Raw genomic sequence first — 26,530 nt, 5'->3', positions numbered from 1 at the left:
GCGAGCTGGTCGGCGGGTGCGGGCTGCGATTGACGACGGAGGCGCTGTCGGCGTTGGAGCGCCGCGTCGCGGGCGCGTTCGGGGCGACGTTCCTCGAGCATGTGCGCGGACGCGTCATGGCGGCGCATCCGGCTTGGACGGACGACGCGTACGAGTGGGCGCTGCTAGAGCTTCGGCGCTTCTTCTTCATGTCCGCCCTCCGCAAGGGCGAGACGCCGATGTACAGCCCGGACGCGGACGCGATCTGGCACGAGATGCTGTTGTTCACGCGGGAGTATGAGGCGCTGTGCGCGGGCATTGCGGACCGGACGATCGCGCATGTGCCGCACGTAGCGCCGCCGTCCCGCGCCGAAGCGCAGCGCGCCCGCGTCGAGTTCGAGCTGCTGTACGGCACGCTGTTCCGGCTGTATCCGGCGAACGAGCGGTTGCTCGGGGCGTTCGGGCGGCTTCGGTTCGGCGGGGCGGAGGTGGAGGCGCTTGGACGGATGAACGCCGAGGATATCGCCGCGCGCTGGTTCGCGGACGGCTCGGCGGCCGGACTCGATGCGGCGCGGGCGCTCGAGCGGTCGGTGCAAGCCGGCCTCGAGGAGGCTCGCCGCCACGGATCTTCGACGAACGATCCGCGCCTCGCCAGCGACTACGCGGCGGGCCTCATCGTCGTCAGCGTCTTAAGCTCGTCGGCGTCCGGCGAGGACGACGCCGGCGGCGTTGGCGATGGCGGCGACGGGGGCGGAGGCGGCGACGGCGGGGGCGCCTCGTGCGGCGGAGGCGGCTGCGGAAGCGGGTAGGCCGCTGAGGGGGCGAATTCCGAACGATTTCCGGAATGGATGAAACCTTTTCCAGATCCTGTGCGTTTAATGCTTCTAGAGGTGACGAGATGAGAAAGCTATTGGGGAGTCTGGTCGCGGCGGTCGTCGCCATGACGGCTGCGGGCTGCTCGACGTCCGAACCGGCCGTGGCGCCGCTCGACGAAGGGGACATCGTTCATTCCGGCATCGGGCCGGAGGAAGCGAGCAATCTGGAACGGTTCGACGCGTTCCTCGCGGTGACGGCGAGCGGAGGGAACGACGCGGTGCGGATCGTCGACACGACGATCGAAGGGGATCCGATTTATACCGATATTTCGTATGCGGAAGGCAAGTACGTCGTCGTGGTCGACAACTCCGAGGACGCTTTCGCCTCCGAATCGGCGCGCAAACGCGAAAAGACGGCCGAGTGCACCGAATTGGTGCAAACCGACCGCCCCGACGAATTTCACGAGTACGCTTGCGGAACTTACAAATTCATGGTGAAGGATTTCTAAATCCGCTTCGCGAACGCGGCTTGCAGCTTGCGCGCGATCGGACCCGGGACGCCGTTCGCTACCGTGCGACCGTCGACGCGAACGATCGGCATCACTTCGACCGTCGTGCCGAGCAGGAACGCTTCGTCCGCGGCGTAGAGCTCGTCGAGCGTGAACGGTTCTTCGTTTACGCGGATGTCGAGCTCGGCGGCGAGGCGCAGCGCGACCGCGCGGGTGACGCCGTGCAGGATCAGGTTGTTCGCGGGATGCGTCCGAACGACGCCGTCCTTCGCGATCGCGATATTGGAAGAGCTGCCTTCCGTGACGACGCCGTCGCGATGCAGCACCGCCTCCGAGGCTCCGGCTTCGGAGGCTTCTTGTTTCGCGAGCACGTTCGGCAGCAGGTTCAAGCTCTTTATGTCGCAGCGGAGCCATCGGATGTCGGGCCGCGTAATGACGGACGTGCCGGATTCGAGCGCCGAGAGCGGCCGCTCAAGCGGCTTCGCGAACGCCGTCAGCGCCGGACGCGCCTCCGCCGGGAACGGATGCGCCCGCGGCGCCGCACCCCGCGTCAGCTGCAGGTAGACGATGCCCTCCGCGAGACCGTCCGCTTCGATCAGCTCCTCGACGCCCCGCTCAAGCTCGGCGATCGGAAGGGGCAGCTCGATGCGGAGCTCTCTCGCGCTCCGCTCGAACCGCGCCCAATGCAGCTCCGGTTCGAACGTCTTCCCTCCGTAAACCCGAAACACTTCATATATCCCGTCTCCGAACGTATGTCCCCGATCTTCGACGTCCACCGACGCCTCCGCTCGATTCAACAGCCGTTCTCCGTTCCATACATACTTCCCCATGGTGCCGATTCCCCTTCGCATTAGGTTTTGCCGCCGCCGCCCTTGCCCTTGCCGCCGGCGCTTCGAGCCGCCGCCGCCGCGATCGCCGCGCCGAGGCCGCTTCCTCCGCCTTCGTCGCCGCCGTCGTCCGCGAGCAGGCCGCCGAGGAAGTCCTCCTCTTCATCATCGGGAGGAGCGGCGCCCGCGGCTGCCGGCTGCGCGAGCGCCGGCTTCGCGCCGGACAGCTGCTCGAGGAGCAGCTGCGCCGCCCAATCGGCGAGCAGCTGCCGATCCCGCTCGTCCAGATCGCCGCCGGTCACCTCGAGCGGCTCGTTCGTCGCCGCGTCGATCAAAATATGGCGCTGCCGATGTTTATATTGCCCGAGCGTGATCCAGTACATCGCCATGCCGCCGTCGTCCCCGGCGACGAACTGAAACCGCCAGTCTCCGAAGCGGGGGTCCTGCGCCTCCATGAGCGCTTCCCCCTCGGCGCCCGGCACCGGCACGACTCCGTCCCGCCTCGCGGCATGGTATGTCTTCAAGGTTTCAAGGCTGCCCGTCTCGGGGTCCGCGAACCGCTTCAACAGCCGGGCGACGGCTTGATTGCCGGCGGATCGCTGCAGCTGCAGCAGGTTGGCGGGCGAGAGCGCCGCCGTCGGGATCCAGCGCATGCCGGGCAGCGCCATCGGATGCTTCGCGATCGCCTCCGGCTTCGGCTTTAGCTTCGTCGGCTTCTTCGGCTTCGGAATCCGCGTCACAGGGCCCCTCCTCTCCGGACATCGCATTAGTAAGAACTATTTCGTTGCGGGTTCCTCAATTCCTTTTTTGCCCGAATGCGAATATTTGTTCTCATTTGGGTCATAATGTGTTACAATCTAGTGACCGGGGAAACGATCGATTCGGTCGAATCGAACGGTGTCGAAATCGGCGGGATTTTGTAAACCGGATGAAAGCGATTGTATTAAGGGTTTGTAAGCACTTCTGAAATTCCTGCCAAAATCAAAAAATATTTTGCTAGAAACTACAACATCTAGTGACGTATAATGAACTCCGGACACAATATATAGTGATGATTTCTACATACATGGATTTATACATCATGTTCTCGTCCCGGCGGCGGTGTCGAAGGCTGACGGTGCATATATTGTGTTTTTATCAATGTTGGGAGGGTGCGGCTTTTGAAGACGAAGCAGAAGACGAAACTGGAAGGCCTCAGCGAGAAGATTTTTTTGGATCGATACGCTCGGAAGGATGCCGATTATAACAATACGAAGGTCGGGGACATCGTTCTCGCCTTAACGAAAGACGACCCGAAATTCCCGGCGAAGGAAGTCGGGGAAGTCATCGCCAGGAACGGAAATAAGGTCACGGTCAAGACGCGCTCCGGCGATACGGTAGAGACGTCGGTCGAGAAGATCACGCTCACGGTCGAGAAGACGCCTGAAGAGATGTGGGATCGTCTCGCGGCGGCCATGGCTTCCGTGGAAGCGCCCGAGAAGCAGAAGCAGTGGACCGAGAACTTCAGATATATTTTGGACGATTGGAAGCTGGTCCCGGGCGGACGCATCGCGGCGGGCGCCGGCGCGAGCGACGAGCTGACGCTGTTCAACTGCTACGTCATCCCGTCGCCGCACGACAGCCGCGGCGGCATCATGACGACGCTGAGCGAGATGACCGAGATCATGTCCCGCGGCGGCGGGGTCGGCATCAACCTCTCCTCGCTTCGTCCGCGCCGCTCGATCGTAGCGGGCGTGAACGGCTCCTCCAGCGGGGCGGTATCGTGGGGCGGCTTGTTCAGCTACACGACGGGGCTTATCGAGCAAGGCGGGTCGCGCCGCGGCGCACTTATGCTCATGATCAACGACTGGCACCCGGACGTGCTCGACTTCATCACCGTCAAGCAGACGATGGGCCAAGTGACGAACGCGAACCTGTCGGTTTGCGTCAGCAACGCCTTCATGAAAGCCGTTAAGGAAGACCTCGACTGGGAGCTTGTCTTCCCGGATACGAAAGATCCGGAGTACGACGCGCTGTGGGACGGCGATCTGGAGAAGTGGAAGGCTGCAGGCAAAGCCGTGAAGCCGTATCGCACCGTCAAGGCGCGCGACGTCTGGCACACGATCATCGAATCCGCATGGAAATCCGCGGAGCCGGGCGTCGTGTTCATGGAGTACTACAACCAGATGTCGAACTCGTGGTACTTCAACCCGATCATTTGCACGAATCCGTGCGGCGAACAAGGATTGCCTGCCTGGGGCGTGTGCAATTTGTCGGCCGTCAACCTGTCGAAGTTCTACGACGAGAAGAAGAAGGACGTCGCGTGGGATGAGCTCGGCAAGACGGTTCGCTACTCGGTACGCTTCCTCGACAACGTCATCGACAAGACGCCGTACCACTTCGAGGAAAACCAAAAGAACCAGCAGGGCGAGCGCCGCGTCGGCCTCGGCACGATGGGTCTCGCGGAATTGATGATCAAACTCGAAATTCGTTACGGCAGCCCGGAATCTCTTGTATTCCTCGATAAGCTGTACGGCTTCATGGCGAAGGAAGCGTATATCTCATCCTCAGAAATCGCCGGGGAGAAGGGTTCGTTCACGCACTTCGAGTACGAGAAGTTCATGCAGAGCGGGTTCATGAAGAACATCGTCTCCGAATATCCGGAGGTCGGCGCGGCGATCAAGAAGAACGGCATGCGGAACGTTACGGTCATCACCCAGGCGCCTACCGGCAGCACCGGCACAATGGTCGGCACGTCCACAGGCATCGAGCCTTACTTCGCGTTCGAGTACTACCGTCAAAGCCGTCTCGGCTTCGACAAGCAGCTCGTACCGATCGCGCAAGAGTGGAAGGACAAGAACCCGGGCCAAGAGCTCCCGGAATGGTTCGTCACTTCGATGGATCTGTCCGCGAAGGATCACATCCGCGTGCAAGCGGCGATCCAGCGTTGGGTCGACAGCTCGATCTCCAAGACAGCCAACTGCCCGTCCGACTTTACGGTCGAAGAGACGAAAGAGCTGTATGAACTCGCATTCGATCTCGGCTGCAAAGGCGTGACGATCTACCGTGATGGCAGCCGCGACGTTCAAGTCCTCAGCACGAAGAAGGACGAGGACAAGAAGGAAGAAGCCGCAACGCCGGAAGCTTCGAAGGAAGAGCAAGCGATCGAAGCGATCGCATCGCTCCCGATCAAGGCGACGCCGGAGCAGCAGCAAGTATTCGACAAGCAATATCAACGCCGTCCGCAAGTACTGCGCGGCGCGACATATAAGTTCAATACGCCGTTCGGAATTGCCTATATCACGATCAACGATTCGAACGGTACGCCGAGCGAAGTGTTCCTGAACGTAGGCAAGGCCGGCTCCGACGTCTTCGCGATGTCCGAAGCGCTCGGCCGCGTCATCTCGCTGTTCCTCCGTTACGGGGATCACGGCAGCAAGACGGATCTTCTGATCAAGCACCTCAAGGGCATCGGCGGCTCCGGCGCCGTCGGCTTCGGTCCGAACCGCGTCGAATCGATCGCGGACGCCGTCGCGAAGGCGCTTGAGATTCATAAGGAAAATGCGGAAGCAAGCGCCGTCTATGAGGACAACGCGAACCACCTCGTGACCGCAACGCAGGAAATCGAAGCACCGGCACCGGCGGCACCGGTCATGAAGAAGCTTCACGTCGCTTCCTCGACCGACTTGTGCCCGGGTTGCGGCTCGGCTTCGCTCGTGAACAGCGAAGGCTGCAAGACGTGCACGAACTGCGGCTACAGCAAGTGCAGCTAATGGGATAGAAGCTTCCAGGTCAGGCGACAAAAAAATGTGAAATTCCATAAATGACTGGAATTGTTCCCTAATTACCTAGACGAATAATTCCATAAATCACTGGAATTGCATAAAAATACATCGTTATGAGTAGATATTAATTTTCCAACTGGTCAGGCAACGTTATTGTTGCTTGACCAGTTTTTTTATGGGTGGTGATTACAAATGGCAGAACATTTGCTTAATCGGCCAGAAATATTGCCAGATGAGTCTTTAGAAGGGATATCTCCAACGATTAGCACTAATTAATTACACGGAGTTCAGCGAGTTGGGTTTTGAGAAAATTAGATTTTTCAGAGCGGACGATATTACGGAGAGTATGAAGCAATTTATTAATCAGGCTGAGACTCTTAGTCAAGAGAAATTTCAAATCGAACAACTCATTTATTATTGGTACTCGAAAGGTTTTGTTTTACCTGGCTGGCGAACGCGTGGGCACTCAAGGTTTTGCCCATTTTGTCTAAGTGAAAATGCATACCATCGATTAATCTGGTGCATTTCGTACTTCACCTACTGCAAAAGACATTCTGCCTTGATGAAAGAAGAGTGTGCTTCATGTAATCGAAAAACAACATTATCGGGCGTTATCAACGACTGTTGTGAAAGTTGTGGAGCAACGTTATCTCTGTCTAATACAGAAATAATTGTTGGAGAGGAATTACCTTTCTCATTAGTTGAGCAATACACAGTTGGTAATTCTCCAATCCTACAAGAGTATCTAACAGCCCAAGATCAACTGCTATTAACTCAACGTGTGGCATTTTATCTTTGTACAAGAACGAAGGTCTTTTCATTAACACTAGATCATAAAGAAAGAAGACAACTCGTACAAAATGGATATGTTGGAAATGTACTCTTGCTAAAAGAAGTCTATACCAAATCCCAAGAGTTACTGCAACGATGGCCAATAAATCTTGTTCTTTTCTTAAAAGAGAATTATGAGGATTTTAACGAAAGCAGAGAGATTTTTAGAAATATTTCTACACTAGACAATAAGTCGATCAATAGGCTTATTGCAAAAACCATGCAACGTGAAGGTCAATTAGTGTCATATAGTAGTTTCTTAAAGGAACATATGATATTTGACAGTGAGTACATAAATGTAATTGACTTTGCTGAAAACAGAGGGATATGTATCGCGGTTGTTTCGATGATTGTAAGCCAGCATTCAATAGAAACTGAAATACATCCAAGGAATAAAAAAACAATCATACATGTAAATTGGTTGGATTTCATAAGCAAAAAAGCTAGTGATTATCAAGCTAGCCAAGTTATTATTTCGATTGGATCCGTTGCAATTTTATGGAGAAGAACCGAACAAGTGGCAAGAGGGTTATGTACATTTTTAAAGCTACAGTCAAAAATAATCTATTCTGAGCCTTGTTTCGATAAAGAAACAGTTATTCAATTAGGACATAAGACTGAAGAGTATATTACTTTGTGGGAGATTGCTCAGGATAACATTTGGAATCCCAGTACAATAAAGGAGTTCCTACGGCAAAATGGTGTATTAGTACTTCAGCAATTAGAAGACGGGCAAGATATTTACAATCGAAGTGCAGTTGGTGAAGCGCTTAAAGGTTTGAGCTGTGACATGGGTGATTATTATGATAGAACTGAGACAATAAACCGACTTGGAGTTAAATTATTTAATGTGGCATTCCTCACTACATATTATAGATTGGAAAAACCGTATTATTTAAAAAAGGAGGTAGAAGATGTTTTTTATCTTTATAAGGAGTTAAACAGTATACATGCGGTGGAAAAGTATCGCCATTCCTTGTCTTGGAAATCAAGGGGATAGAGCATTTGTTACAAGATTGTTCTGAACAGTACGGCAGCCATTCAACCAACGAACTTTACATACCTTAGACGGATTGTGATGAGTCTCTAATTAACGCAAAAAGCGATGGATCGGTGGCAATGGTCCATTTTGAAGCGGCGAGGCAGTTATTTGAGGAGCCTTCTCCTGAATTATTGCTTGGTAGTATAGTGAGAGCCTCGGTAATAAGTTTATATCGACGTCTTTTTTGAATTCCACTTTTGTGAGTCGATTATTCGTATTAGCTCCTCGACGGATAAGTAATGCAGTTTATAACGATGGATCATTCGGTGGCAATTTGAACATAGAACCGTTAAGTCTTTGCTTGGATCAATTGGTGTACTCTCCCGGTATTGGTGAAGTGGGACCACATGATGTACCTCTATATAACCAGCGCCATGCTTCCCATATTTCTCAAAAAAGTTGAAGCCACAAGCCTTGCATGTCATCCCATGCATCTCAATAGCTTTTTGGCGGTTCTTTGGATTCCGTTCGTACTGAACGACCTTTTTATACTTTGCTTCCCCCTCTTTAAGAAGTTCCTCAATATTTGGATTTGCAGGGGCGTTTCCGGTAATGGGTTTATCAGGTGTAGGTGAAACATTAGAATTCAAAAACACGGCCATCCCATTGTGGATGACGTCCCTGCAAACAAACAGAAATCTATTGCTAGGCGTGGTTACATATACTGGGATTCCGTAGCATCCTGAAAACAAATTAATATAATCGTTTGAGTGGCATCCTTCTGTATTGACTTTAAACAACCGAGCCATTTCATGGGGATTGAGTAATATACCGCTATTGGTTTGATACGCGAAATTGACGATCTTCCGAACCTTCTGGGGATATGACTCAAGCAGCTGCTCAGAAAAATCGTGGTCATTGATGAAGCGAATTACTTTTTCTTGGAGTTGCTCATTTGAACCGTATTTGTCTATCAAAACACTCCCGGCCATATGCTTCATTCTCCCCTAATCGTTCTGTTAGGACTGTGATTTCAGTCTATCACATCGTCCCCAAGGCTGAATGTGCACCTATTATTTAGGAAGATAAACGTTGGTCTAGGTTTCCAACTCCAGGCACCAACATTCCATCACTATTTAAATCATCTGGTTCCCCGATAATATATATTTCTGGTCTTGGGTAGATTTGATGGTTGACCTCTTCTAACCCTCGCTGGGAATAAAAAGTGGATACTAAGAATATTTTTTCAGGCCGATATAATTCAATTGCTTTTCTCGCTATTGAAACTGCTGTACAACCTGTTGCAAGTACAGATTTGGCAATAATAACGTTACTTACTACTTGTCCTACTGGTGGAGTAGGTAGAGAAGCGGCTTGTATTGGAAGATTTAATGCTTGTTCACCTCTAGCACCAGAGAAATCCATATAACCGCGTAAACACCCATCAAATACAGAGGCTATTCCAGCGGCAAAGTACTCATGATCATCACGGGTGCTTAATACTACAGTAGTTGCCAATCGACTTACTAAACCTTGATATGGTTGTTGCATAGGAGTTTGGACAATCTTAGCAGACGTATAATGATCACCGTAGATTCTTCTCCCTACAATTTGACCTAAAGTTTTAATTGCATCTCTTATCTCCTGTTTTTGAGTCGAATTATCTCTAATAATTGTTAAGAGCATATTTATATATGGATCAGTTTGTACTTTGTTCATACTCAGAATGCCCCCTTTAATTTAGCTAAGCCAAAGACCGAATTGATCTTCTAAATGATTTAAGCAACCCCAAAAATCATCATATATTTGCTTTTTACTGAAGTTTATATAATAAGTGTGAGAGAACATTTCAAATGACAGATCAACGTTATCTTTTTCTGTTTTATAGTACATTTGGGCTGATGGCTCAGGGATCCGCTGTTTTGCTAATCGAATAAAGTGGTCGACGAAATCTGCACTGGTTCCCAAATTAGCGCGATTTTTAAGCCATTGTTGGAATGAGTTTTGGATTAGTGCCATAAGTTGAGCGGTGTGTGAAAATGAAGTTCGCCAATAACCTGATGTGTAATTACTTACCCTGTTAATAAAATCTTGTTGTTTTAGTTCTGCAGGATCTGTAGTTTCCTTCTTAAAGATCAGAACCTTAGTTGGATCAGCTTTAATAGCGGCGTCGAATTCAATCTCTGTGGCTGACTTTCCATTTGAGAGTTCATGACCATACCTTGATCCAAGAATAAGGATGTAAAGATCACACTCTCTTGCCATACGCGTGGTTTCAAGTCGGGAGTTGCCAGCAACAGAAGCTGTATTGAAACGATCTGCTCCAATTAACTCAACAAAGGCGTTACTCGTAAATGCTAATTCAGCTGTCTCTCTCTCTGCTTTTAGGTCGTCGACGGTAGAACTAATCATAATTTTTATAGATTCCATTTCAAAACCCCTCTATATTTAAAAATCGTGCGCTAAATCAAAGTATAAAACATATTGAGAGTAATTGGAACAATATAACAGTGTATATCAGGTTGAGAGCACATCGATGGAACCGAACCATCGCTTTTACTGTGTTCTGCACGGCTATTCAACAAGCTGGCAGTAATGCGCAACTTTCCAACAATTGGTTCGTTATTAATAATTGATGGGTTATTAGGTTTTTGATTAATGTGGGCTAAGTGGGAGGCGCTTTCGTGACAACGGTCGGAATTTTGGGAGTAGTTCATGACGATCAATTAAGACGAAAACACAATTTAACATTGGATCTTATTAAGGAATTGATATTGGACTTCAGTCCCGATGTGATCTGTGGAGAGGTACTTCCCACCAGTTGGGAACATTACCAGCGAGACCGTGATTACCGAGGGTATTGGGGAGAACCTCCTAGCGAGTATTGGGATTTAATATTCCCTTTGTGTGAAGAGAAGAAATATGGTTTTGAACCAATAGATTGGGTCGAGCTTGATGTTTGGATGGATTTTGATCCATTCAACGGTTTCAACAAGGAGATTCGCGGCGAATATAACGCTGAGTTAGATCGATGGTTTGAAAAACAGCTCACAGCCTTGGATTCCAGTGTACTGCCATTTAATTCTACAGAATGGGATAACATCACAAAGCAAAAATACTTATGGTTGGAAAAAGTTAATCCTCAATCACATTTATTCAGGTATACATGCAGACATCTAATCATGATTCAAAGGATTAAGAATGCAGTTAAGAAGCATTCGGGAAAACGACTCCTGTGTATTGTAGGTGCGGACCACAATTACGCAGTTTATGAGGGGTTAGTTTCAGAAACAGGTATTCAACTTATATACCCATTGCGCTAGGAGTAAGTTTACGTGAACAAGAATTTAGCGATGGAGCCGATCCATTGCATTTATCTGCATTCCGCACAATTGCCCAGCTATCGGAGCAGAAATGTTCAATATAGGTGAGATCTATTGTTCGGGGTAAATTAGATATTTGGGAAATTCTTATTACTACTGCTATGTACCACAAGGGGGAAGTTTAAATGAGGATAGATTTTGCAAATGACTCGGACTATGAATACATTAGAGAACGCGACCGTCATATTTCCGAGAACTTGATTCTGTCAAAAATCAAGGGAACTGAAATATATATTATCCGGGATAAAGATGAACATAATATCGGTTGGATGAGGTACGGATACTTTTGGGACAACACCCCTTTCATGAACATGATTTGGGTCGATGAACAAAATCGAGGTAAAGGTGTGGGAAAACAAGTTATCCTCTTTTGGGAAGAACAAATGAAACGGAGCGGCTACAAAATAATCATGACCTCCACCCAAGCTGACGAAGGTGCCCAACATTTTTATAGGAAACTAGGATATAAAGATGCTGGGTGCTTAATACTTGATACACAACCGTTGGAAATACTTCTTACCAAAAAGATCTAAAGGGTATTGTTCTGCGGGAGCGCAATCTAGTTGGCTTCCTTCATGTTGAAGTAACGGGGACGATAGTTTCATTAAACAACGACGAAGCTGCCGGAACGACCGGGCGGCTTCACTGCGTTAAACATTCCTGTTAAGGCTAAGAAATGGTCTTTGTCAAAAAAGGAGCGCCTCGGTATGATGGGTTTGTCCACGGGTTCGAAACCCAACACCATCAAGGAGGCGCTCTTATTATGAAGTTTAAGCAATCCCAAGGGCAAAATCAACGAATTGAACGAATTACCACTTCTCATCTTGTCGTTGGCATCGATATGGCTAAAGAGACGCATGTGGCTCAAGCTACAAATTACCGCGGAATTATCCTCACGAATCGACATCTCTCATTTAACAACACGATTGAAGGGTTTGAAAAGCTGCATCGCTGGGTGGAGGTTCTCTACCAAAAGCATCGGTTGAACAACATTCTCATAGGCATGGAGCCGACGGGGCATTATTGGTGGAACTTAGCCAACTGGCTAACAAGCAAAGGGATGAACGTCGTCCTAGTGAATCCGGCTACGACGAAAAGGAACAAAGAAAACCGCGATAATTCTCCTTCAAAGAGTGACCCGAAGGACGCACTAGTCATCGCGGATATTGTAAGTCGGGGCTATTATTATGACTACACAAAACAATCTCACGTGTATCAAAGACTCCGCACCATGATGAGCGACCGGGAGTTTTGGGTGGCCAACAGTGTCCGTTTGCAGAATCGAATTATTCGCTGGTGGATATTCGCTTTCCAGAGTATACATCGGTTTTTAAGCATTGGCATTGCAAACGTTCAATGGCAACGTTAAAGGAATTGTTCTCCCCACAGGATCTCGCAGCCAAGTCTGTAGAAGAGGTTATTACGGCGTGGAGAAAGCATATGCAAAGAGCCGGCGGCTCAACAGGCATGCTTAAAGCAGCCGAGCTGATCTCAGAGGCCAAGCGGAGTGTGGGGGACACTACGGCTTTAGGCGAGGCAAAGGAAGACTTAAAGCGGTTGATCACAGAGTATGAGCGTATTGAGGGTATGCTGGAAAACATGGAGAAACAAGTCGCATCTCTACTGAGCGAAATTCCGATAGCGACCCAGCTGCGGTCGATAAAGGGCTTAGGAACGATCTTTGTGGCAGCAATCTTATCCGGTGCAGGCGATCTGAAACAATATGCACACGGTCGACAGTTGCTGCGAAAAGCTGGCCTTAACCTGGCTGATAGTACGTCAGGAAAGCGGAAGGGCCAGATTATTGTATCTAAACGTGGAGATTCCACCTTACGAAAATATCTGTATCTCGCAACGATACAACTCATCGGTGTAAATCCGGTATTTCGTGAACTGCATGACCATAACGTCAAAGTGAAGCAAATGAAGAAGCAGCAATCTGTGTTTAAATTGGTGGGGGAATTAGCCAGGATTCTGATTGGTCTCGTTCAAAGAGGGGAAACCTTTGTGCCTGAAAAAGTAAGCTGCGTTCTCGCACAGGTCGCGTAATTCTGGTATTACGTAGATTGACTCATTCGTAGGATTTCAACAAAGAAAGCACGGAGAACCGCGTTACTGCCCAATAAGGGCTTAGACCCGTCCGCTAAACGCTGTCGGTCTCCACACCTTGGAAATGTATGACGATGGAATGTAAGGGCGAAGACCCGTTGAGCCATGGGATGGTAAACACCAGGGCCTTATGTGGAGGAAGCGTGCAGTAGATAACGTCCTGGGGGAATATTCCAAGGTATTTCTTCTATTCCCGCATGCCCTGATGAGCATTCTCATGGAGTACCCAGCTAACTTTCCTCCTCTTCAACGTCGTTCCCAAGCAACTCAAGGTGACGAAATCCTGCGAATGACTGAGTTTACGTGAGATAAACCGTTAAAACCGAGGGACGGGGCAGTTATGTTCAATCATGGTATGTTAAAATAAAGGAAAACTTGAGGCGGTGCAAAATGGAAAGATTGGCATTAGCAAATGAGATTTACAAAACAGCACATTTGACAGGTACTTTTAAGTTAAGATCAGGAAAAGTGTCCAATGATTACTTTGATAAGTATTTGTTTGAATCTAACCCCGTTTTGTTAAACGAAATTGCCGAGCATTTGTCGCAATTGATTCCGATTGGAACTGAAGTTTTGGCTGGTCTTGAAATGGGTGGAATTCCGATTGCAACAGCACTCTCTCTAAAGACAGGAATCCCAGTAGCTTTCGTAAGAAAAAAAGCTAAAGAATACGGAACCTGTAAACTGGCTGAAGGCATTGATTTCCAAGGTAAGAATATTTGCATCATCGAGGATGTAGTAACGACGGGCGGACAAATATTGTTGAGTGCGCAAGATTTGAAAACCGGTGGTGCCACTGTAAACAATGTATTGTGTGTCATCGAGCGAGAACAACTAGGCAGAGATAATCTTGAGGATTCGGGACTGACGTTCTTGTCCTTGTTTAAGATGGAGGAACTAATCGAGGCAAGCATGTCAACGCATTAAGCTAAAGGGGACTAGACAGCAGCGATGGAGCCGATCCATCGCTTTTCTGCGTTCAGCACTGCCGTGGTGAAGCGTTTGAAGAATGTTGAAATAATAGCGCAAGTCCTAAGGTTTCTATACTAGTGTCTGCTCAGAAAAAGGAAGTTGCTGATCAGTTTGGCGTTAGTTTAATGGAGAACATAATTTGCTACGAGGTGGTCTTTTTGAAAACTCCTGAATTATTTGAGCTAGAATATCTTTTTGAATGCGATGCGCAGCTTTCTGAAGATGGGATACCGTGGCAGTACACTAGTGTGTCTTTTTACGTAATTCGAGACAAAGTTAAAGCTGAATTTGATTTTGAAGAAGCGAGTCGTAGTGGTCAAATAAGACTTTACCTATATGAAGAGGAACTTACCAAAATAATTTTAGAAAACATCAAGGACATAACCATTAGAAAATCTAACGATTTTGAAAGCTTAGTTCTTGAATTTGACGAGGAGAATTATGTTAAGCCGCTCGTACTCCAAACAAAACCAAGAATTAATATGACATGGGGAACCTCCTTAGAATTACGGAGATAATTGTTCAACTATTGGGGACGTTAGCTCCACGTGACACAATGGCAGCCGGTAAACGTTGGGCTGCCGTTGCTCATTGAAGTAGCTGAGCAGGATAGTTGAATAAGGTAATCGAATTATTTGTAAATACCAACAGTTAATTTAACGAGGTGATGCAATGGAATGCTTGGGATGTAGGATTGCTAATGGGATTGAACCTAATTTGAATATTATATTTGAGAACGAATTAATTACTTGTGTACTTGATATTGCTCCATTTAATGAAGGGCACACGCTAATCCTTCCTAAAAAACACTACTTGGATGTCGACGAAATTGACCAAGAAACTGCTTACAGCATCATGGACGCCTCTCAAATGCTGTCAACTATCTTGAAGCATGTATATAAGCCAGATGGTATTAGAGTGAGTCAAGATGGTGGGAAATTTAACGATTTGACTCATTATCACATGCACCTTATTCCAAGATATGAAGGTGATGGATTTACGTGGGGTGAACCGTTACATCCAGATGGTGCTGAGAAACGTTTGCCACAAACAAAAGAAAAAATCATTAGGGTCTTAAATCAACTATTCAATTAACTGGGACAAGAGCGCGACGGGAGTGATTTACCGCGTAATGCTGCAATGATCGCTCAAAACGCGTTGAAGATTGAATTGAAACTAACTTGAAGAGACGATCTGCTCTTTGATCTCCCACTTGGTTGGATTGCATGGAGGGAAGACCAAGACAGCAAGTGGATAAGAACTCAAGGGTAAGCCTTCATCGTTGAACTATCGGGGACGTTTGTTTGACGTCAACCGGCCACAACCGGTTGACGTTTTCAGTTGTAATAAAGGGTACGCCACTAATCTTGTTGTTATTAGTTCCATAGCGTAACGCGGTATAAGCGGGGTGAATCCAATCGCACTAACAGAAAAAGAAATCGAAAGAATAATTTCCATTGAGTCCAAAAAACTAAACACTTTATTTTCCCCATCAGATTTCACAACAGTGCTATTTGCTGAATTGTATGAGGACATCGAGAACGAGGAACTCCGGGATATATTTATTACCCTGCATACCGCATTCAATAATTTACTCGGTTTTATGTACCAAAAATATGTTCGCGGACATGGGGGACATTTCAACGCCAATCCTAGCCGGGATCTGATTAGAGCTATAAAAACTCTCCGCGTTTTGGAGGCTGCACTTAAGAACAGCCGGTTTAATTTCAAAATAGAGTCCTCATATGCAGCAGTGCTGGATACCTGTCACACATTTCTAAATGAGTCCGGTGGAAGTACAATTCCCACTGATATACCCGTTATCGACCTAATCGAGTATAAACCAATATTTACACTATCTGATGTTATTGCCGTGAAACGGCCACAAGGATCGGACAAACTGGTGCTTAAAGGGATAGGCGGGGGATCATATGCCGACGTGTTTAAATACAAAGATCCGTTCTATAACCAGTGGTTTGCCCTAAAGAAAGCCAAGAAAACCCTTACGGCGAAGGAGCTCGAACGGTTTAAAAATGAGTTTGAAGAAACAAAAAAATTCGATTCCCCATACATAATTCGAGTTTACCGTTACGACGACGTCAATAATGAATATGTGATGGAATATGCAAATGGTAAGACGCTGGCCGAATATATTGCGGTGAACAACACAAAGCTTATAATGCAGGAGAGGCTTATCTTCATAACACAACTGTTCCGGGCATTTTCGTACATTCACAGCAAGGGGCGTTTACACCGCGACGTCAGCTACACCAATATTTTGGTGCAGATTTATGAAGATACCAAGATATTGAAGATATCGGATTTTGGACTTGTTAAAGTCCCCGAGAGTAGTTTGACTAGCATTGATTCTAGCCTTAAAGGCTCCCTGAACGACCCGGACCTCGGGAGGGTTGGATTTAATAAATATGAGGTCGGTCATGAAATTTACTCCATTGCCCAAGTCATTAACTTCATCTTGACCGGAAAGAAGTTTGGGAACGGACTTTATGATAAAAGCAAGGGTGTAAAGGATTTCTTATTACGAGCTACACACCCGGATATTACTCATCGCTTTTCTTCCGTAACCGAAATGGCGGCAGCGTTTGACACAGTACGTGATGAAGTTCGAAGAGTGCCGTCTCTGTAGTATAGGTATAGCCATAAGTGGGCGCGCCGACTATTGCCCGTTAGCTAAGCGGGTTTATGATGGCTTCCGCCACCGGAGTAGTGGCTCAATTTATCCGGATGGGTGGCTCATCGTTTAGTTCAAAATAACGGTGAACGTTGGTACTGGTTAAATGAGGATTTTGAAAACAGTTGGTGATGCCTGCGATGGGGATGGATCGTTAAATGACGGGGACGATAGCTTAACAAATTGTAATACCCGCCGTTAAACCCACGGCGGGTATTAATATTAAAAATAATAATTATATAGAAACATACTTCTAAAAAAGAAATAAAATGGCATAATCTTTGAAGTTCGAGCCCTGCTTAAGCGAACTCTTGTCCAACCCTTTGAAATAATTTATTGCTGTTCTAGATCGTTGATCGCTTGCTCTATTTTAGCTAATAGTTCGATGTAGTCATCGATGGACTTCTTAATACTATTGACGACTTCCAAGGTCCCTTTCAGGGGTTTAAAATATGTATCGGCATACTCCTCCAACGTGAAGGAATCGAAGAAGCCACGAAACAGTTCCTCGAGCTCCTCAGACAACTTCTGTTTATCTCCTTCTAATTTTTGCTCGTCATATATTTTTTTGATAGTGGTGATCGTATCGAAGATTACTGGAAGCCATGCGGCAAATTTGGTGACGCGACTCGCCCATTTCATAGCGCCCCAAGGTTTGAATTTTATACCAAGGTTAGACATATCCCTTAATTTTATAATAGAATCAGCAATGGCTCTTGTAGACTGAGAGTTCAGGTGGGAAGCAAGGTTTACTCCCATTTTCTTTGACCATTCTAAGATTTGGTCCTGGAGCTGATTGTGAAATTTGATCGAAGTCTCAACCTCTTTAAGAAGTTGCTTTTGGTCGGAAGAAAGCTGTTCGGTATATTTCTGTATAATGAGATTGATGCGCTCCCGCAAGATATACCCTTCTTGCCCAAGACGCTCTTGAATCCGAACTTGAAGCTGCTTCCTATCCGGCGCACCGTTCAGATACACCATGACGTCTTGACGTAACGTTATTATCTCCTCTTTAATTTGGAGATGCTTCTTGGATATGTCCCTCTGTAATTTATCTGCGGTTTTCTCGATTTCTCTCCCTTGGTTCTGGGATACTTCGATCTGTGCCGCGAGCTGGTCTTTCATACCTTGGAGTTGCAACCTCAGTTGTTGTACCGCATCCTGAACAACGCTGACACCGGCTTTTATTGTAAGTTCGGTCTTGGATGTGTCGATAAACTTCTGCAATGCTTGGATTAAATAAGGCAACCGCGATAATTGATTGTACTCCTCTTCTCGGGTTAGCCAATAATCCAGTCCCTGGTCGAATGGATTCCCGCTTACACAAACCACCCTAGGTTCCATATTAGTCGGTAGAATGCCTTGAAGTGTATTTGTAACGACTTCCCTCTTGATGTTTGAATGATAAACATAGTCCTTGTCGTCATCTAAATCGGCCACTTCATCCATCTTATTGATTACGAAAATTGTGGATTTGAAACACTGGATCGCCGATGCATGGAATGTTCTTGTAGAAAAGCAGGACCTTTCTGCTGATGATATTCCCGGGAGCGGAAGACACCGCTCGTCATTTATTTTAGGGTTGTTTGCGCTTTTACCTAATGTAACTGTCTAAGCATGGATATACTATGGAAAGTCTGGAAAGGTTCAATTAGCTTTGGTTTGGTAAACATACCAGTTAAGATGTATTCGGCTACGGAAGATAAGGATATTTCGATGTTGTGAATAGCTGGACAGTTGACGTTGTGATAGTGTTACCGCTATCTAGTATAAGAATGTTATATGCAGCCCTCACTTTTCAAGTAGAATATTTTGAGAAGATAAACCAATTGAAGCTAAAGTTCCGGCACCGTAAGTTAAAGAGGAAAAAGTAATGAAAATATTACAAAATCGCCCCCTTTTCCACCCGGGCGAAAGCACAGCAAGTTATTTGTACAGATTGGCAGTTTTATTGAATTAATTCTCTTTTCACCAATATTTAGAATCTTCATCAAATCCTTTTTTGTATACCCTCGCTTCAATTGTCGATCTCTCTTTATATTTGTAATGCATTTTTGAATTTCTTCTTCAATGTAGTAGTTATCCCTTAGTGTCCCGTCCATGAGCTTGGTTTTTGCATTTAACAAACCTACATGGGTAAACTCAATGATCTTAGCTACTGTAAAATGGAGTTTGTTATACTTTTTCAGTACATTCTCAAAAGTAATTCCATCCGAGGATGTATCGCAAAGCACGGGGGTTTCCGGAAGCGGCAACCTCTTATTGCAAAGCGCCGCCGCTGTTCGGCGATTGTTCGTTTATTTCGAGAAGCAAGAACGGAAAGGAAAGCGAGTGGAGCTGCTTCTCGAACTATGCTGGCGAAAGAGCTCGACTTCTCGTGTTACGTGCAGATTGCCCCTTCCGGTACCGTGAGTATCGAAGGCGTTCAGTGCATGAGGAATAACGGCTTCAACTATTCGGGTTCGGAGTCGGCCGAGCCAGCCTTCCTGGAGCAACTGGACAGGCAAGGGTACTTCCCGTATATCCGGGGAGCCGCCAACGCGCTATGGAGAGACGGTTACTTCGGGCCGGTCTGTTTCGATTCAATGAAGCTTGCTGACGGCACGCTCCGGCACATTGTAGAGATTAACGCCAGAATGTCGATGGGATTCATTAACTTTCAATTGGACAAAAAGCTTCGAAGCATGGGCGCATCGAGTCGTCTAACCGTGATGTCTTTAGCTTGGGAGAGCGGACGATGCGATTATGAACGACTCATCGAACAATTGGACCGCGAAGGGTTGCTGTTTCGAAAGGAACGGCCGTTCGGCATAACCTGATTGCCTATTATGAGGGCGAAACCGACCATACCTCGCATGACGTTCGTTATTTCATGACTGATCCGGAATGGCAGCCTTGGCATTCCGGCGTGGACGGAGAGCATGGTTTTCCTCCGATGGGGGAAGTCGTTCAGGGCCGCGTAACTGCATACCATGCGAGGTACGATCGCCACGGAGTGTACGAACTGGCCAGCACATGTAACGCGATTATTAGCAAGCCGGGCAGGGGGACGCTACTTGACTCGCTGCTTACAGCCACGCCTCTGATTTATTTGGACGCTTTCGGAGAATATGAATCGCACAATGCAAAACTGTGGGAGCACTTCGGCTTCGGCATCTCTTATGAAGAATGGAAGCGGACAGATTTCGATTTCGAACTACTTCGCCGCATGAATGAGCGTCTCCTGCGGATTCGAAGAAAAATACCAATGTATAGAGGTGAAGAGCATGCAACCACAGACTAAAGTCAAGTTAGATAAGGACTCCTTTAACCGTCTAAAAAAAACCATCAAATATATGTCGATTACGAGTAAAGAGCTGGAGCACAACCCGGTCTTCGCGACGAAGCTCCCCCAAGAGGTAGGCATTAAACTGACCAACGGCTGCAATCTACGCTGTAAACACTGCTTCGAATGGAACAGCGAAGGATACCATAGGGACTGGGATATGGCACGGCCAAGGAAGAAATCGACTTCGTGGTCGTACAGAAGTTGTTTGCGCAGACGGCGGAAACGAAAGCGAACATGTTTTTATGGGGCGGGGAGCCGCTCGTCTATTCAAGATGGGACGATTACGTAGACCTGATGGTACAAGACCCGCGATGGACTGTATTATGCACGAACGGTCTGCTGATCGAAGAAAAGCTCAATTCGATCCTTCGAATTTCCGAGCACCTTGCGATCTTGGTCAGCGTCGAGGGCTTCGAAGCCGAGAACGATGCGATCCGGGGGAAAGGAACATTCAGGAAAGTTATGAAAGGCATCGATCGCCTTCTCGATTAACGACGCGATGGTGACGAAGCTATACGACTTTATGAATTATTTCGAGGAGAAGGGGATTGATACGGTTTACTTTTGTTTCCTCTGGTATTTGCCCGACGAAGTGTCGGAACGGATGGATCATTATTTCGATCAGAACTTCGGATGGTTATCGGATCATGCCCAGGGACGGAGAAGCTGGCATTCCTTCAAGTTCCGTCTGTCGCCGGATAATATTCAACCACTACTGGGCGAGATGAAGAGAATCCACGCTCGGGAGTGGAATACGAATTCGTTACCAGCCCGCCCTGGAGCCGGAAGAAGTAGGAGACTTCGTACTGGGCTCGGAGAAGCCGGCTCAAAACCGAACGAAATGCCTTGCGATCTCCAACCGAATCGACGTCCTGACCGACGGAACGGTAAGCGCGTGTAAAATATTCCCTGAGTTCAAGGTGGGCGATCTGTTGATCCAAGACGTCGGTGAGCTTTGGCACGGAGAAGCTTTCGCCAAAATGCGGGAGACGTTGTCTTGCGGCCTCATGCCGGTCTGCTCAAAATGCATCTTGCTATATCTAAATGGAAGGTAAAGGGAGATGTCCGTCTCGTTAGGTATTATCGGCTGTGCGCGCGTCGTGAGTCGATCCATCATCGAACCTTTGCGTTACTGCCCGGGAGTGCAAGTGAATGCACTAGCGTCGCTCCGGTTCGACGAAGCCGCCGAACGCGCCAAAAAGTGGAACGTCGCTAACCTGTACCGAAGCTATGAAGACGTGCTTCGGAGCCGCGAGCTTGACGCGGTGTACATCCCGTTAGCGAATCACCTTCATAAGGATTGGGTCGTTCGCGCGGCGCTCGAGAATAAGCATATACTGGTCGAAAAGCCGGTATGCCTTAACGTAGGGGAATGGAAAGAGATTCGGCGCACATGCGAGAAGTTGGGATCCACTTGCTGGAAGCGGTCATGGTTCGCCACCATCCTTGGCAGTCGACCCTTCGGGAGTGGATACAGGATCGGCGATTTGGCCACCTGCTCCGAATCCGGACAGCAAATGTCCAGGCCTCTTCCCCGTACGGTGGAGGGAGAGTACCGCCGCGACCCGACACGGGGCGGAGGCGTTTTATTGGACGTAGGTTCTTACTGGATTCAATTTCTTCAGGCCGTGCTGGCCGACGAGCCGCTCCGTTACGAGGCGGAGTCTTCCTTCGACGGTCCGAACGGTTCGGATTGGACATCGAAGGCCGCCATTACGTTCACCGGCGGGGTGCGCGCGGAAGCGCTATTTTCGTTCGACATGCCGTATGAAGCTTTGTATTGGCTTACGTTCGAAGGAGCCGAAGTACGGATCAGTAACTTCTTCCGAGCCAGTCTCGGCGCGTTCAAGATTACGCTGGACATTCGTTATTTGGAATCGGGGGTAATGGAGAAAGTCGCCTTCCCGTCGCAGAACTACTATGTCAATCAGCTGTCGTTCTTTCGAAACGTGGTCCTTGGGAGAGCGACGAACCTCCCGATAGGGGAGATCGAGCAGCGAGTACTGTGGATGGAGCAATGCAGACTTGCGATGCAAACAAAAGGGCAATCGGATAGGGGATGTTGAACCGATGGGGATCATAACTGTGAAAGATTTGGAGAAGGACTTTCAATATTATATGAAAGGGGAAGGGTTAAAGTCCTCTTTTCAGAATCTATTTCGGCGGGAGCAATTGACCAAGAAGGCGGTCAAGCGGATTACCTTCGAAATCGAAGAGGGGGAAATCGTCGGCTTCCTCGGACCGAACGGCGCGGGCAAGACAACAACCTTGAAAATGCTCTCGGGCATACTCCATCCCACGAGCGGAAGCGCCACGGTCATGGGGTACGTCCCTTGGGAAAGAAAAAACGACTTCAAGCGGCGCTTCTCCATCGTGATGGGGCAGAAAAACCAATTGTGGCCGGACTTACCGGCGCATGAGTCGCTGTATCTCAACAAGTGCATCTACGAGGTGGGCGATAAAGAATATCGTGATACACTCAACGAATTGACGGAGCTGCTGCAAGTGAAGGAGCAGTTGAACGTACAGGTGCGAAGGTTATCGCTCGGAGAGCGGATGAAGATGGAGTTTATTGCAGCGCTCATCCATAAGCCTAGTGTGTTGCTGCTGGATGAGCCGACGATCGGCCTAGATCTCATGTCGCAGCGCAATATTCGCGATTTCTTGAAGTACTACAATGAACGTCACAAGATGACGATCGTCCTGACCAGTCATTATCTGAAGGATATCGAACACCTGTGCAAGCGGAGTATTATCGTAAATCACGGCAGGATTATGTACGACGGTAGTCTCGGCGGAATGAGCCCGGCCTTCAGCCATACGAAGCGGATCAAGGTCGCGTTCTCCGAGCGCGTCGACAGCGAATCGCTCTCCTCCGTCGGTCGCGTTATTCAAGAGGACGGGTATTCGGCTTTGATCGAGGTGGATAAGAGCGAGCTGAACCGTTGCTCCAAGATTCTGCTCGATCAGTTCCCAATCCTCGACATTACCATTGAGGACATTCCGATCGAAGAAAGTATCGCTGCCATCTACCAACGGGAGGAAGAGCATGCATACCTTGCGTAAGTACGCCATCACATTCTCTCTCGGGATGCAGCAATCCATGGAATACAGATTCGACTTCGTCCTTCAGCTCGTTAGCGCATTCTTCCCCATTATCATTCAATGGTTCATGTGGACAGCTATATTCGCTCAGAAGTCTACGATGTACGGATACACCTTTCGCGAGTTAATTCTATACACGATTCTCGCGGGAATTCTCTCAAAGGTCGTCTCGACGGGCGGGATCGAATACGACATTAAGGAAGATATTAAACAAGGCGGTTTAAATAAATATCTAATTAAGCCTTTCAGTTATTTCGGGTTTCGCATCGTTTCCTTCCTAGGTCGCAAGATTTTCTATTTCGGAATCTCTTTGTTGATCGTCGCCCTACTTCTTCTCGTTCTGAACGCCGTATGGTCAGTCGAAATAAGCCCCGTACGAGCGATCGTCTTTGCCGTTGCTTTGTTCCTGGCTCTCGCGCTGAACTTCCTGATTTCGTACTGTATCAGCAGCGCCTCGTTTTGGCTTGCGGAAATATCTTATTTATACGTCATTACCGGCCTTCTTGTGCAAATCATAAGCGGCGGCATTTTCCCCTTGGAAATATTCGGGGATACGTTTTATGCCGTTTCGCGCTTTCTTCCTTTCTTTTATACCATCTATTACCCGATCAACGTGCTGAACGGTCGGCTTCCCGATCATCAAATCCTGGACGGCCTCTTGATGCAACTTGGTTGGATCGTCTTGTTATTGCTTCTCGGACGGGTGCTCTGGAAAGCCGGACTGCGCGAGTATTCGGGAATGGGGGGATGACGGAGTGAGGAAGACGATCGTAAAATACTTGAGAATCTACGGACTATTTGTTAAAAGCTGCCTAATGGCGCAGATGGAGTATCGATTCAACTTCCTGATGGGAATCGGTGTGGAGACGGCATTCTTATTTGCCAAGATGCTTTATGTCATAGTCGTCTACCAAGCCGACGTTCATATTGCCGGCCTTTCCCCTGACTCCATCCTTATGTTTGTAGGGACGTACACAATGATGACAGGGCTTTACATGGGGTTATTCGCCATGAATTTCTACCAAATTCCGGAGCAGGTGCTCCAAGGAAAATTGGACTTGCTACTTACAAAGCCGGTTTCCTTACAATTCATGCTGACGCTTCGCAGGGTTGACTTCGGTCTGCCGCTGCCCAATGTGATCGGCGGAATCGCGATGATTGCGATTGGCTGGGGAAGAACCGGGATTCCTGTCACCATTGGGAATATAGCCGGATTCATGTTCTTCCTTGTAATGGCAGTTGCGCTGACCTATGCGCTCTTCCTCATACCGCAACTGACGTCATTCTGGTTCGGACAAATTCGGGGATTGAATTCCATCGCGGATGCGGTCTGGGACTTCAACAATATGCCGATGGCCATCTACAAGAGGTGGATTCAACAAGTGGGGATCTTTGTTCTTCCCATCTTCATGATCACCAACTTCTCGCCGCTCTTTGTGATGGACCGGCTGGAGGTGGGTTATTTCGCATGGGCGATCGCAGCGCCGTTGCTGCTTCTAGCCGTGGCCCGGCTCATCTGGTCCGCCGCGCTCCGCAATTACAGCAGTGCGAATTAATGTGATGCAGGGGGGGACTACATTTGAGTGATTGCGTTCAGCTCTATTGCGGTTTTCCGGCTCCGGATCATCAGGAAGGAAGTAGTTATATACGCAAGCTAATAATGATTGCCCGTATCCTTGGGTACTCACAACCGCGCTTGTTTCACTTACGAGACGGTTCATTCCGATTGTAGCCGTTTTGCCGAACGCTTCCCCGCCCGTTACCGTCGCGAAGACGGTACAAAGCATCGGTTGTCTGTTCGGAAGAAGATTAGGCATCAACATGATCACTGGCGCCGCCCCGAAGGAAATGGAGGCAGTCGGGGACAGGAGCGAGCATCAGGACCGATATGAAAGGTTGTTCGAATATACTACGGCACTTCGAATTTTACTGGAGTCGGACAGCGCGGTTACGTTCGAGGGGAAGCATTACACGTACCGGAACCTACAGCTGAAACCGACGCTGCCCAGCTCAATTCAGCCGCTGTATTTTATTGCTGGCTCTTCCGAATCGGGGCGGAATACCGCCCGAACCTGCTCAGCCGTATGGCTGACACATCCCGAACCGCTGGAGCAATATCGGGGAACGTATAGCTGTAGTCCCGATCGGACTGGCATCCGCATCGGGATTATAGCTAGACGAACGGATCAGGAAGCATGGACGGCTGCAGAGGAAAGATTTCAGCCATCGCGCTTCGGCTTGGCCCTAACAGCCGCAGGGAGGAAATCACCTTCCCATTGGATTCGCAGTATGGCGCAGCTTGCAGAACGAGAACTATATGACGGCGTATATTGGATGGGGGCCTACCGCTCGGGCGCGGCTCATAATCCGTATTTCGTCGGCAGTTACGACCGAGTGGCGGAATACATGCGTGGTTACATCGAACATGGCGTTCGTCAACTGGGGACAGATCCTGCTGCAGCTTTCTGTCTTCTTCCCCGACCGAATTGGGCCCCACCTGCCTTAAGCTGTCCCTAGGTTTTCACTAGGAGTTTTTACACAAAATTCTTGACACACCCTTAGCATGCCACCACACGGAAATCACGGAGCCAAGCGACAACAGAACGCCTGGCTCCTTATCTTTTACCCGCCCAAACTTCTAAAGGTTATTCCAATCGGGTGCTTTTAATTTGTGGAATGTGTCGCCTCCGGTCGCTTCGTATACTGGACTTATCTCCACTACGAAGGGGTCGACTACTTCCATGGAGCAATCCGTCAGGCATTCGGGAACCAGTCCTGTTCTGCGCCTAGTCAGCTCTGTTCAACGCTTCAATCAGTTATTCGCGGAGAGTTACTGCGAGGTGCTATTTGAAATAACAACGGAAGGGATTGTGAATGTACGATGGAGACGATTAGTAGTATTATCGCGCGCAACGTTGAAGTACTGTTGGAAAACCTTTGTGGATTGGCGGTTATACCGTGCTAAAGAGAGACTACTGTGTGGTCGAAATGACGACATCTTCGGGAAGAAAAGGATACTCAATAGGATTTTCAAGAAGGGGAGATGTAAGCGCGGCAATCGTCGGGGAGTTGGCCCCAGTCATCATGAAATGCAGTACCGGCGATACGAGAAAATATGGGAAATCATGTATAACGCGAAAAAGCTCATGTGAATCTGGGGATATGTGGGATCAATCGATAACCGCTATGAGCCGCAGCCCGAGTATTCGCTACTCGAGGCTGCGGCATTTTCGG

The 26,530-nt window shown here is 48.4% G+C and carries 24 protein-coding genes and 2 pseudogenes; 19 read left to right on the top strand and 7 right to left on the bottom strand.

Translation table 11 applies throughout. From position 1 onward, the window contains the following. The first annotated feature begins 29 nt into the window (after positions 1 to 29). Both FE782_RS32165 and FE782_RS00895 read left to right on the top strand, forming a co-directional pair. The gene (locus tag FE782_RS32165; RefSeq protein WP_158299193.1) at positions 30 to 788 is read left to right on the top strand and encodes a UCP032817 domain-containing protein; all 759 of its coding nucleotides are present in this window, start codon (positions 30 to 32) and stop codon (positions 786 to 788) included. An 89-nt stretch (positions 789 to 877) separates the two neighbouring features. Then, positions 878 to 1,303, top strand: a complete 426-nt coding sequence (locus FE782_RS00895) for a DUF4362 domain-containing protein (protein WP_158299192.1) — start codon at positions 878 to 880, stop codon at positions 1,301 to 1,303. Here the strand turns inward: FE782_RS00895 and dat are convergent. After that, a complete protein-coding gene (gene dat, locus FE782_RS00890) occupies positions 1,300 to 2,133 on the bottom strand; it encodes a D-amino-acid transaminase (RefSeq protein ID WP_138191560.1) in 834 nt (277 codons plus the stop codon). The genes FE782_RS00895 and dat overlap by 4 nt on opposite strands. 20 nt (positions 2,134 to 2,153) lie before the next feature. Next, a complete protein-coding gene (locus FE782_RS00885; RefSeq protein ID WP_138191558.1) occupies positions 2,154 to 2,870 on the bottom strand; it encodes a hypothetical protein in 717 nt (238 codons plus the stop codon). A gap of 420 nt (positions 2,871 to 3,290) precedes the next feature. Here FE782_RS00885 and FE782_RS00880 point away from each other — a divergent pair, with 420 nt between their 5' ends. Both FE782_RS00880 and FE782_RS00875 read left to right on the top strand, forming a co-directional pair. Beyond that, positions 3,291 to 5,882 (top strand): adenosylcobalamin-dependent ribonucleoside-diphosphate reductase, encoded by a 2,592-nt coding sequence (locus tag FE782_RS00880; RefSeq protein WP_138191556.1) that lies wholly within the window; start codon positions 3,291 to 3,293, stop codon positions 5,880 to 5,882. Positions 5,883 to 6,189: 307 nt separating this feature from the next. Next, positions 6,190 to 7,725, top strand: coding sequence for a TniQ family protein (locus FE782_RS00875; protein ID WP_138191554.1), 1,536 nt, complete (start codon positions 6,190 to 6,192; stop codon positions 7,723 to 7,725). A gap of 209 nt (positions 7,726 to 7,934) precedes the next feature. Here FE782_RS00875 and FE782_RS00870 read toward each other — a convergent pair whose 3' ends face one another. From FE782_RS00870 to FE782_RS00860, 3 genes are all read right to left on the bottom strand, one after another. Then, complete coding sequence (locus tag FE782_RS00870) at positions 7,935 to 8,699, bottom strand: HNH endonuclease (RefSeq protein WP_158299191.1); 765 nt, start codon at positions 8,697 to 8,699, stop codon at positions 7,935 to 7,937. An 85-nt stretch (positions 8,700 to 8,784) separates the two neighbouring features. After that, positions 8,785 to 9,426: a uracil phosphoribosyltransferase gene (locus tag FE782_RS00865; RefSeq protein ID WP_138191550.1), complete on the bottom strand. Its 642-nt coding sequence runs from the start codon at positions 9,424 to 9,426 to the stop codon at positions 8,785 to 8,787. A 21-nt stretch (positions 9,427 to 9,447) separates the two neighbouring features. Then, positions 9,448 to 10,137, bottom strand: coding sequence for a DUF4062 domain-containing protein (locus tag FE782_RS00860; protein WP_138191548.1), 690 nt, complete (start codon positions 10,135 to 10,137; stop codon positions 9,448 to 9,450). Positions 10,138 to 10,391: 254 nt separating this feature from the next. Between FE782_RS00860 and FE782_RS00855 the strand changes: the two genes are divergently transcribed. From FE782_RS00855 to FE782_RS00825, 7 genes and pseudogenes are all read left to right on the top strand, one after another. Further along, positions 10,392 to 11,030: a hypothetical protein gene (locus tag FE782_RS00855; RefSeq protein ID WP_138191545.1), complete on the top strand. Its 639-nt coding sequence runs from the start codon at positions 10,392 to 10,394 to the stop codon at positions 11,028 to 11,030. 185 nt (positions 11,031 to 11,215) lie between these two features. Continuing rightward, on the top strand, positions 11,216 to 11,623 hold the full coding sequence (locus FE782_RS00850; protein WP_138191544.1) for a GNAT family N-acetyltransferase: 408 nt from the start codon (positions 11,216 to 11,218) through the stop codon (positions 11,621 to 11,623). A 230-nt stretch (positions 11,624 to 11,853) separates the two neighbouring features. Continuing rightward, positions 11,854 to 13,139, top strand: a pseudogene (locus FE782_RS00845) (IS110 family RNA-guided transposase). Between the two features lie 450 nt (positions 13,140 to 13,589). Beyond that, positions 13,590 to 14,126 carry an orotate phosphoribosyltransferase gene (pyrE, locus tag FE782_RS00840; protein ID WP_138191542.1) on the top strand — a complete coding sequence of 179 codons (537 nt, stop codon included), beginning with the start codon at positions 13,590 to 13,592 and terminating at the stop codon, positions 14,124 to 14,126. A 122-nt stretch (positions 14,127 to 14,248) separates the two neighbouring features. Beyond that, positions 14,249 to 14,689 (top strand): hypothetical protein, encoded by a 441-nt coding sequence (locus tag FE782_RS00835; protein ID WP_138191537.1) that lies wholly within the window; start codon positions 14,249 to 14,251, stop codon positions 14,687 to 14,689. A 154-nt stretch (positions 14,690 to 14,843) separates the two neighbouring features. Further along, complete coding sequence (locus tag FE782_RS00830) at positions 14,844 to 15,266, top strand: HIT family protein (RefSeq protein ID WP_138191535.1); 423 nt, start codon at positions 14,844 to 14,846, stop codon at positions 15,264 to 15,266. A 313-nt stretch (positions 15,267 to 15,579) separates the two neighbouring features. After that, positions 15,580 to 16,818, top strand: coding sequence for a protein kinase domain-containing protein (locus FE782_RS00825; protein WP_138191533.1), 1,239 nt, complete (start codon positions 15,580 to 15,582; stop codon positions 16,816 to 16,818). Between the two features lie 378 nt (positions 16,819 to 17,196). On the opposite strand, the gene FE782_RS00820 is transcribed toward FE782_RS00825, so the two are convergent. Next, a complete protein-coding gene (locus FE782_RS00820; protein ID WP_138191531.1) occupies positions 17,197 to 18,303 on the bottom strand; it encodes a LeoA/HP0731 family dynamin-like GTPase in 1,107 nt (368 codons plus the stop codon). Between the two features lie 416 nt (positions 18,304 to 18,719). Further along, positions 18,720 to 19,118 carry a hypothetical protein gene (locus FE782_RS00815; protein ID WP_138191529.1) on the bottom strand — a complete coding sequence of 133 codons (399 nt, stop codon included), beginning with the start codon at positions 19,116 to 19,118 and terminating at the stop codon, positions 18,720 to 18,722. A gap of 96 nt (positions 19,119 to 19,214) precedes the next feature. Between FE782_RS00815 and FE782_RS00810 the strand changes: the two genes are divergently transcribed. From FE782_RS00810 to FE782_RS33225, 8 genes and pseudogenes are all read left to right on the top strand, one after another. Then, positions 19,215 to 19,682: a hypothetical protein gene (locus FE782_RS00810; RefSeq protein ID WP_138191526.1), complete on the top strand. Its 468-nt coding sequence runs from the start codon at positions 19,215 to 19,217 to the stop codon at positions 19,680 to 19,682. A 695-nt stretch (positions 19,683 to 20,377) separates the two neighbouring features. Next, on the top strand, positions 20,378 to 20,683 hold the full coding sequence (locus tag FE782_RS32720) for a radical SAM protein (RefSeq protein WP_238392286.1): 306 nt from the start codon (positions 20,378 to 20,380) through the stop codon (positions 20,681 to 20,683). Positions 20,684 to 20,943: 260 nt separating this feature from the next. Further along, a complete protein-coding gene (locus tag FE782_RS33170) occupies positions 20,944 to 21,246 on the top strand; it encodes an SPASM domain-containing protein (RefSeq protein WP_338016880.1) in 303 nt (100 codons plus the stop codon). Positions 21,247 to 21,252: 6 nt separating this feature from the next. Next, positions 21,253 to 22,257, top strand: coding sequence for a Gfo/Idh/MocA family protein (locus FE782_RS33390; protein ID WP_138191524.1), 1,005 nt, complete (start codon positions 21,253 to 21,255; stop codon positions 22,255 to 22,257). 4 nt (positions 22,258 to 22,261) lie between these two features. Continuing rightward, positions 22,262 to 23,257 carry an ABC transporter ATP-binding protein gene (locus FE782_RS00795; RefSeq protein WP_138191522.1) on the top strand — a complete coding sequence of 332 codons (996 nt, stop codon included), beginning with the start codon at positions 22,262 to 22,264 and terminating at the stop codon, positions 23,255 to 23,257. After that, complete coding sequence (locus FE782_RS00790) at positions 23,241 to 24,047, top strand: ABC transporter permease (protein WP_138191520.1); 807 nt, start codon at positions 23,241 to 23,243, stop codon at positions 24,045 to 24,047. The genes FE782_RS00795 and FE782_RS00790 overlap by 17 nt, the downstream gene beginning before the upstream one ends. A gap of 4 nt (positions 24,048 to 24,051) precedes the next feature. Further along, positions 24,052 to 24,852, top strand: coding sequence for an ABC transporter permease (locus FE782_RS00785; RefSeq protein WP_238392284.1), 801 nt, complete (start codon positions 24,052 to 24,054; stop codon positions 24,850 to 24,852). 124 nt (positions 24,853 to 24,976) lie between these two features. After that, positions 24,977 to 25,813: pseudogene (locus FE782_RS33225) on the top strand (LLM class flavin-dependent oxidoreductase); the annotation flags it as partial. Positions 25,814 to 26,530: the final 717 nt, after the last annotated feature.

Origin of the sequence: Paenibacillus antri, from assembly GCF_005765165.1 — a bacterium.
GTDB lineage: Bacteria > Bacillota > Bacilli > Paenibacillales > YIM-B00363 > Paenibacillus_AE > Paenibacillus_AE antri.
This window is presented reverse-complemented; position numbering and strand designations above follow the sequence as displayed.

Bases quoted from the DNA above. Each gene is read 5' to 3' on its own strand.
- FE782_RS33390 (WP_138191524.1), top strand. From the start codon at position 21,253: ATGTCCGTCTCGTTAGGTATTATCGGCTGTGCGCGCGTCGTGAGTCGA.
- dat (WP_138191560.1), bottom strand. From the start codon at position 2,133: ATGGGGAAGTATGTATGGAACGGAGAACGGCTGTTGAATCGAGCGGAG.
- FE782_RS00870 (WP_158299191.1), bottom strand. From the start codon at position 8,699: ATGGCCGGGAGTGTTTTGATAGACAAATACGGTTCAAATGAGCAACTC.
- FE782_RS00795 (WP_138191522.1), top strand. From the start codon at position 22,262: ATGGGGATCATAACTGTGAAAGATTTGGAGAAGGACTTTCAATATTAT.
- FE782_RS00865 (WP_138191550.1), bottom strand. From the start codon at position 9,426: ATGAACAAAGTACAAACTGATCCATATATAAATATGCTCTTAACAATT.
- FE782_RS00810 (WP_138191526.1), top strand. From the start codon at position 19,215: ATGCTGGCGAAAGAGCTCGACTTCTCGTGTTACGTGCAGATTGCCCCT.
- FE782_RS00830 (WP_138191535.1), top strand. From the start codon at position 14,844: ATGGAATGCTTGGGATGTAGGATTGCTAATGGGATTGAACCTAATTTG.
- FE782_RS00790 (WP_138191520.1), top strand. From the start codon at position 23,241: ATGCATACCTTGCGTAAGTACGCCATCACATTCTCTCTCGGGATGCAG.
- FE782_RS00895 (WP_158299192.1), top strand. From the start codon at position 878: ATGAGAAAGCTATTGGGGAGTCTGGTCGCGGCGGTCGTCGCCATGACG.
- pyrE (WP_138191542.1), top strand. From the start codon at position 13,590: ATGGAAAGATTGGCATTAGCAAATGAGATTTACAAAACAGCACATTTG.
- FE782_RS00860 (WP_138191548.1), bottom strand. From the start codon at position 10,137: ATGGAATCTATAAAAATTATGATTAGTTCTACCGTCGACGACCTAAAA.
- FE782_RS00850 (WP_138191544.1), top strand. From the start codon at position 11,216: ATGAGGATAGATTTTGCAAATGACTCGGACTATGAATACATTAGAGAA.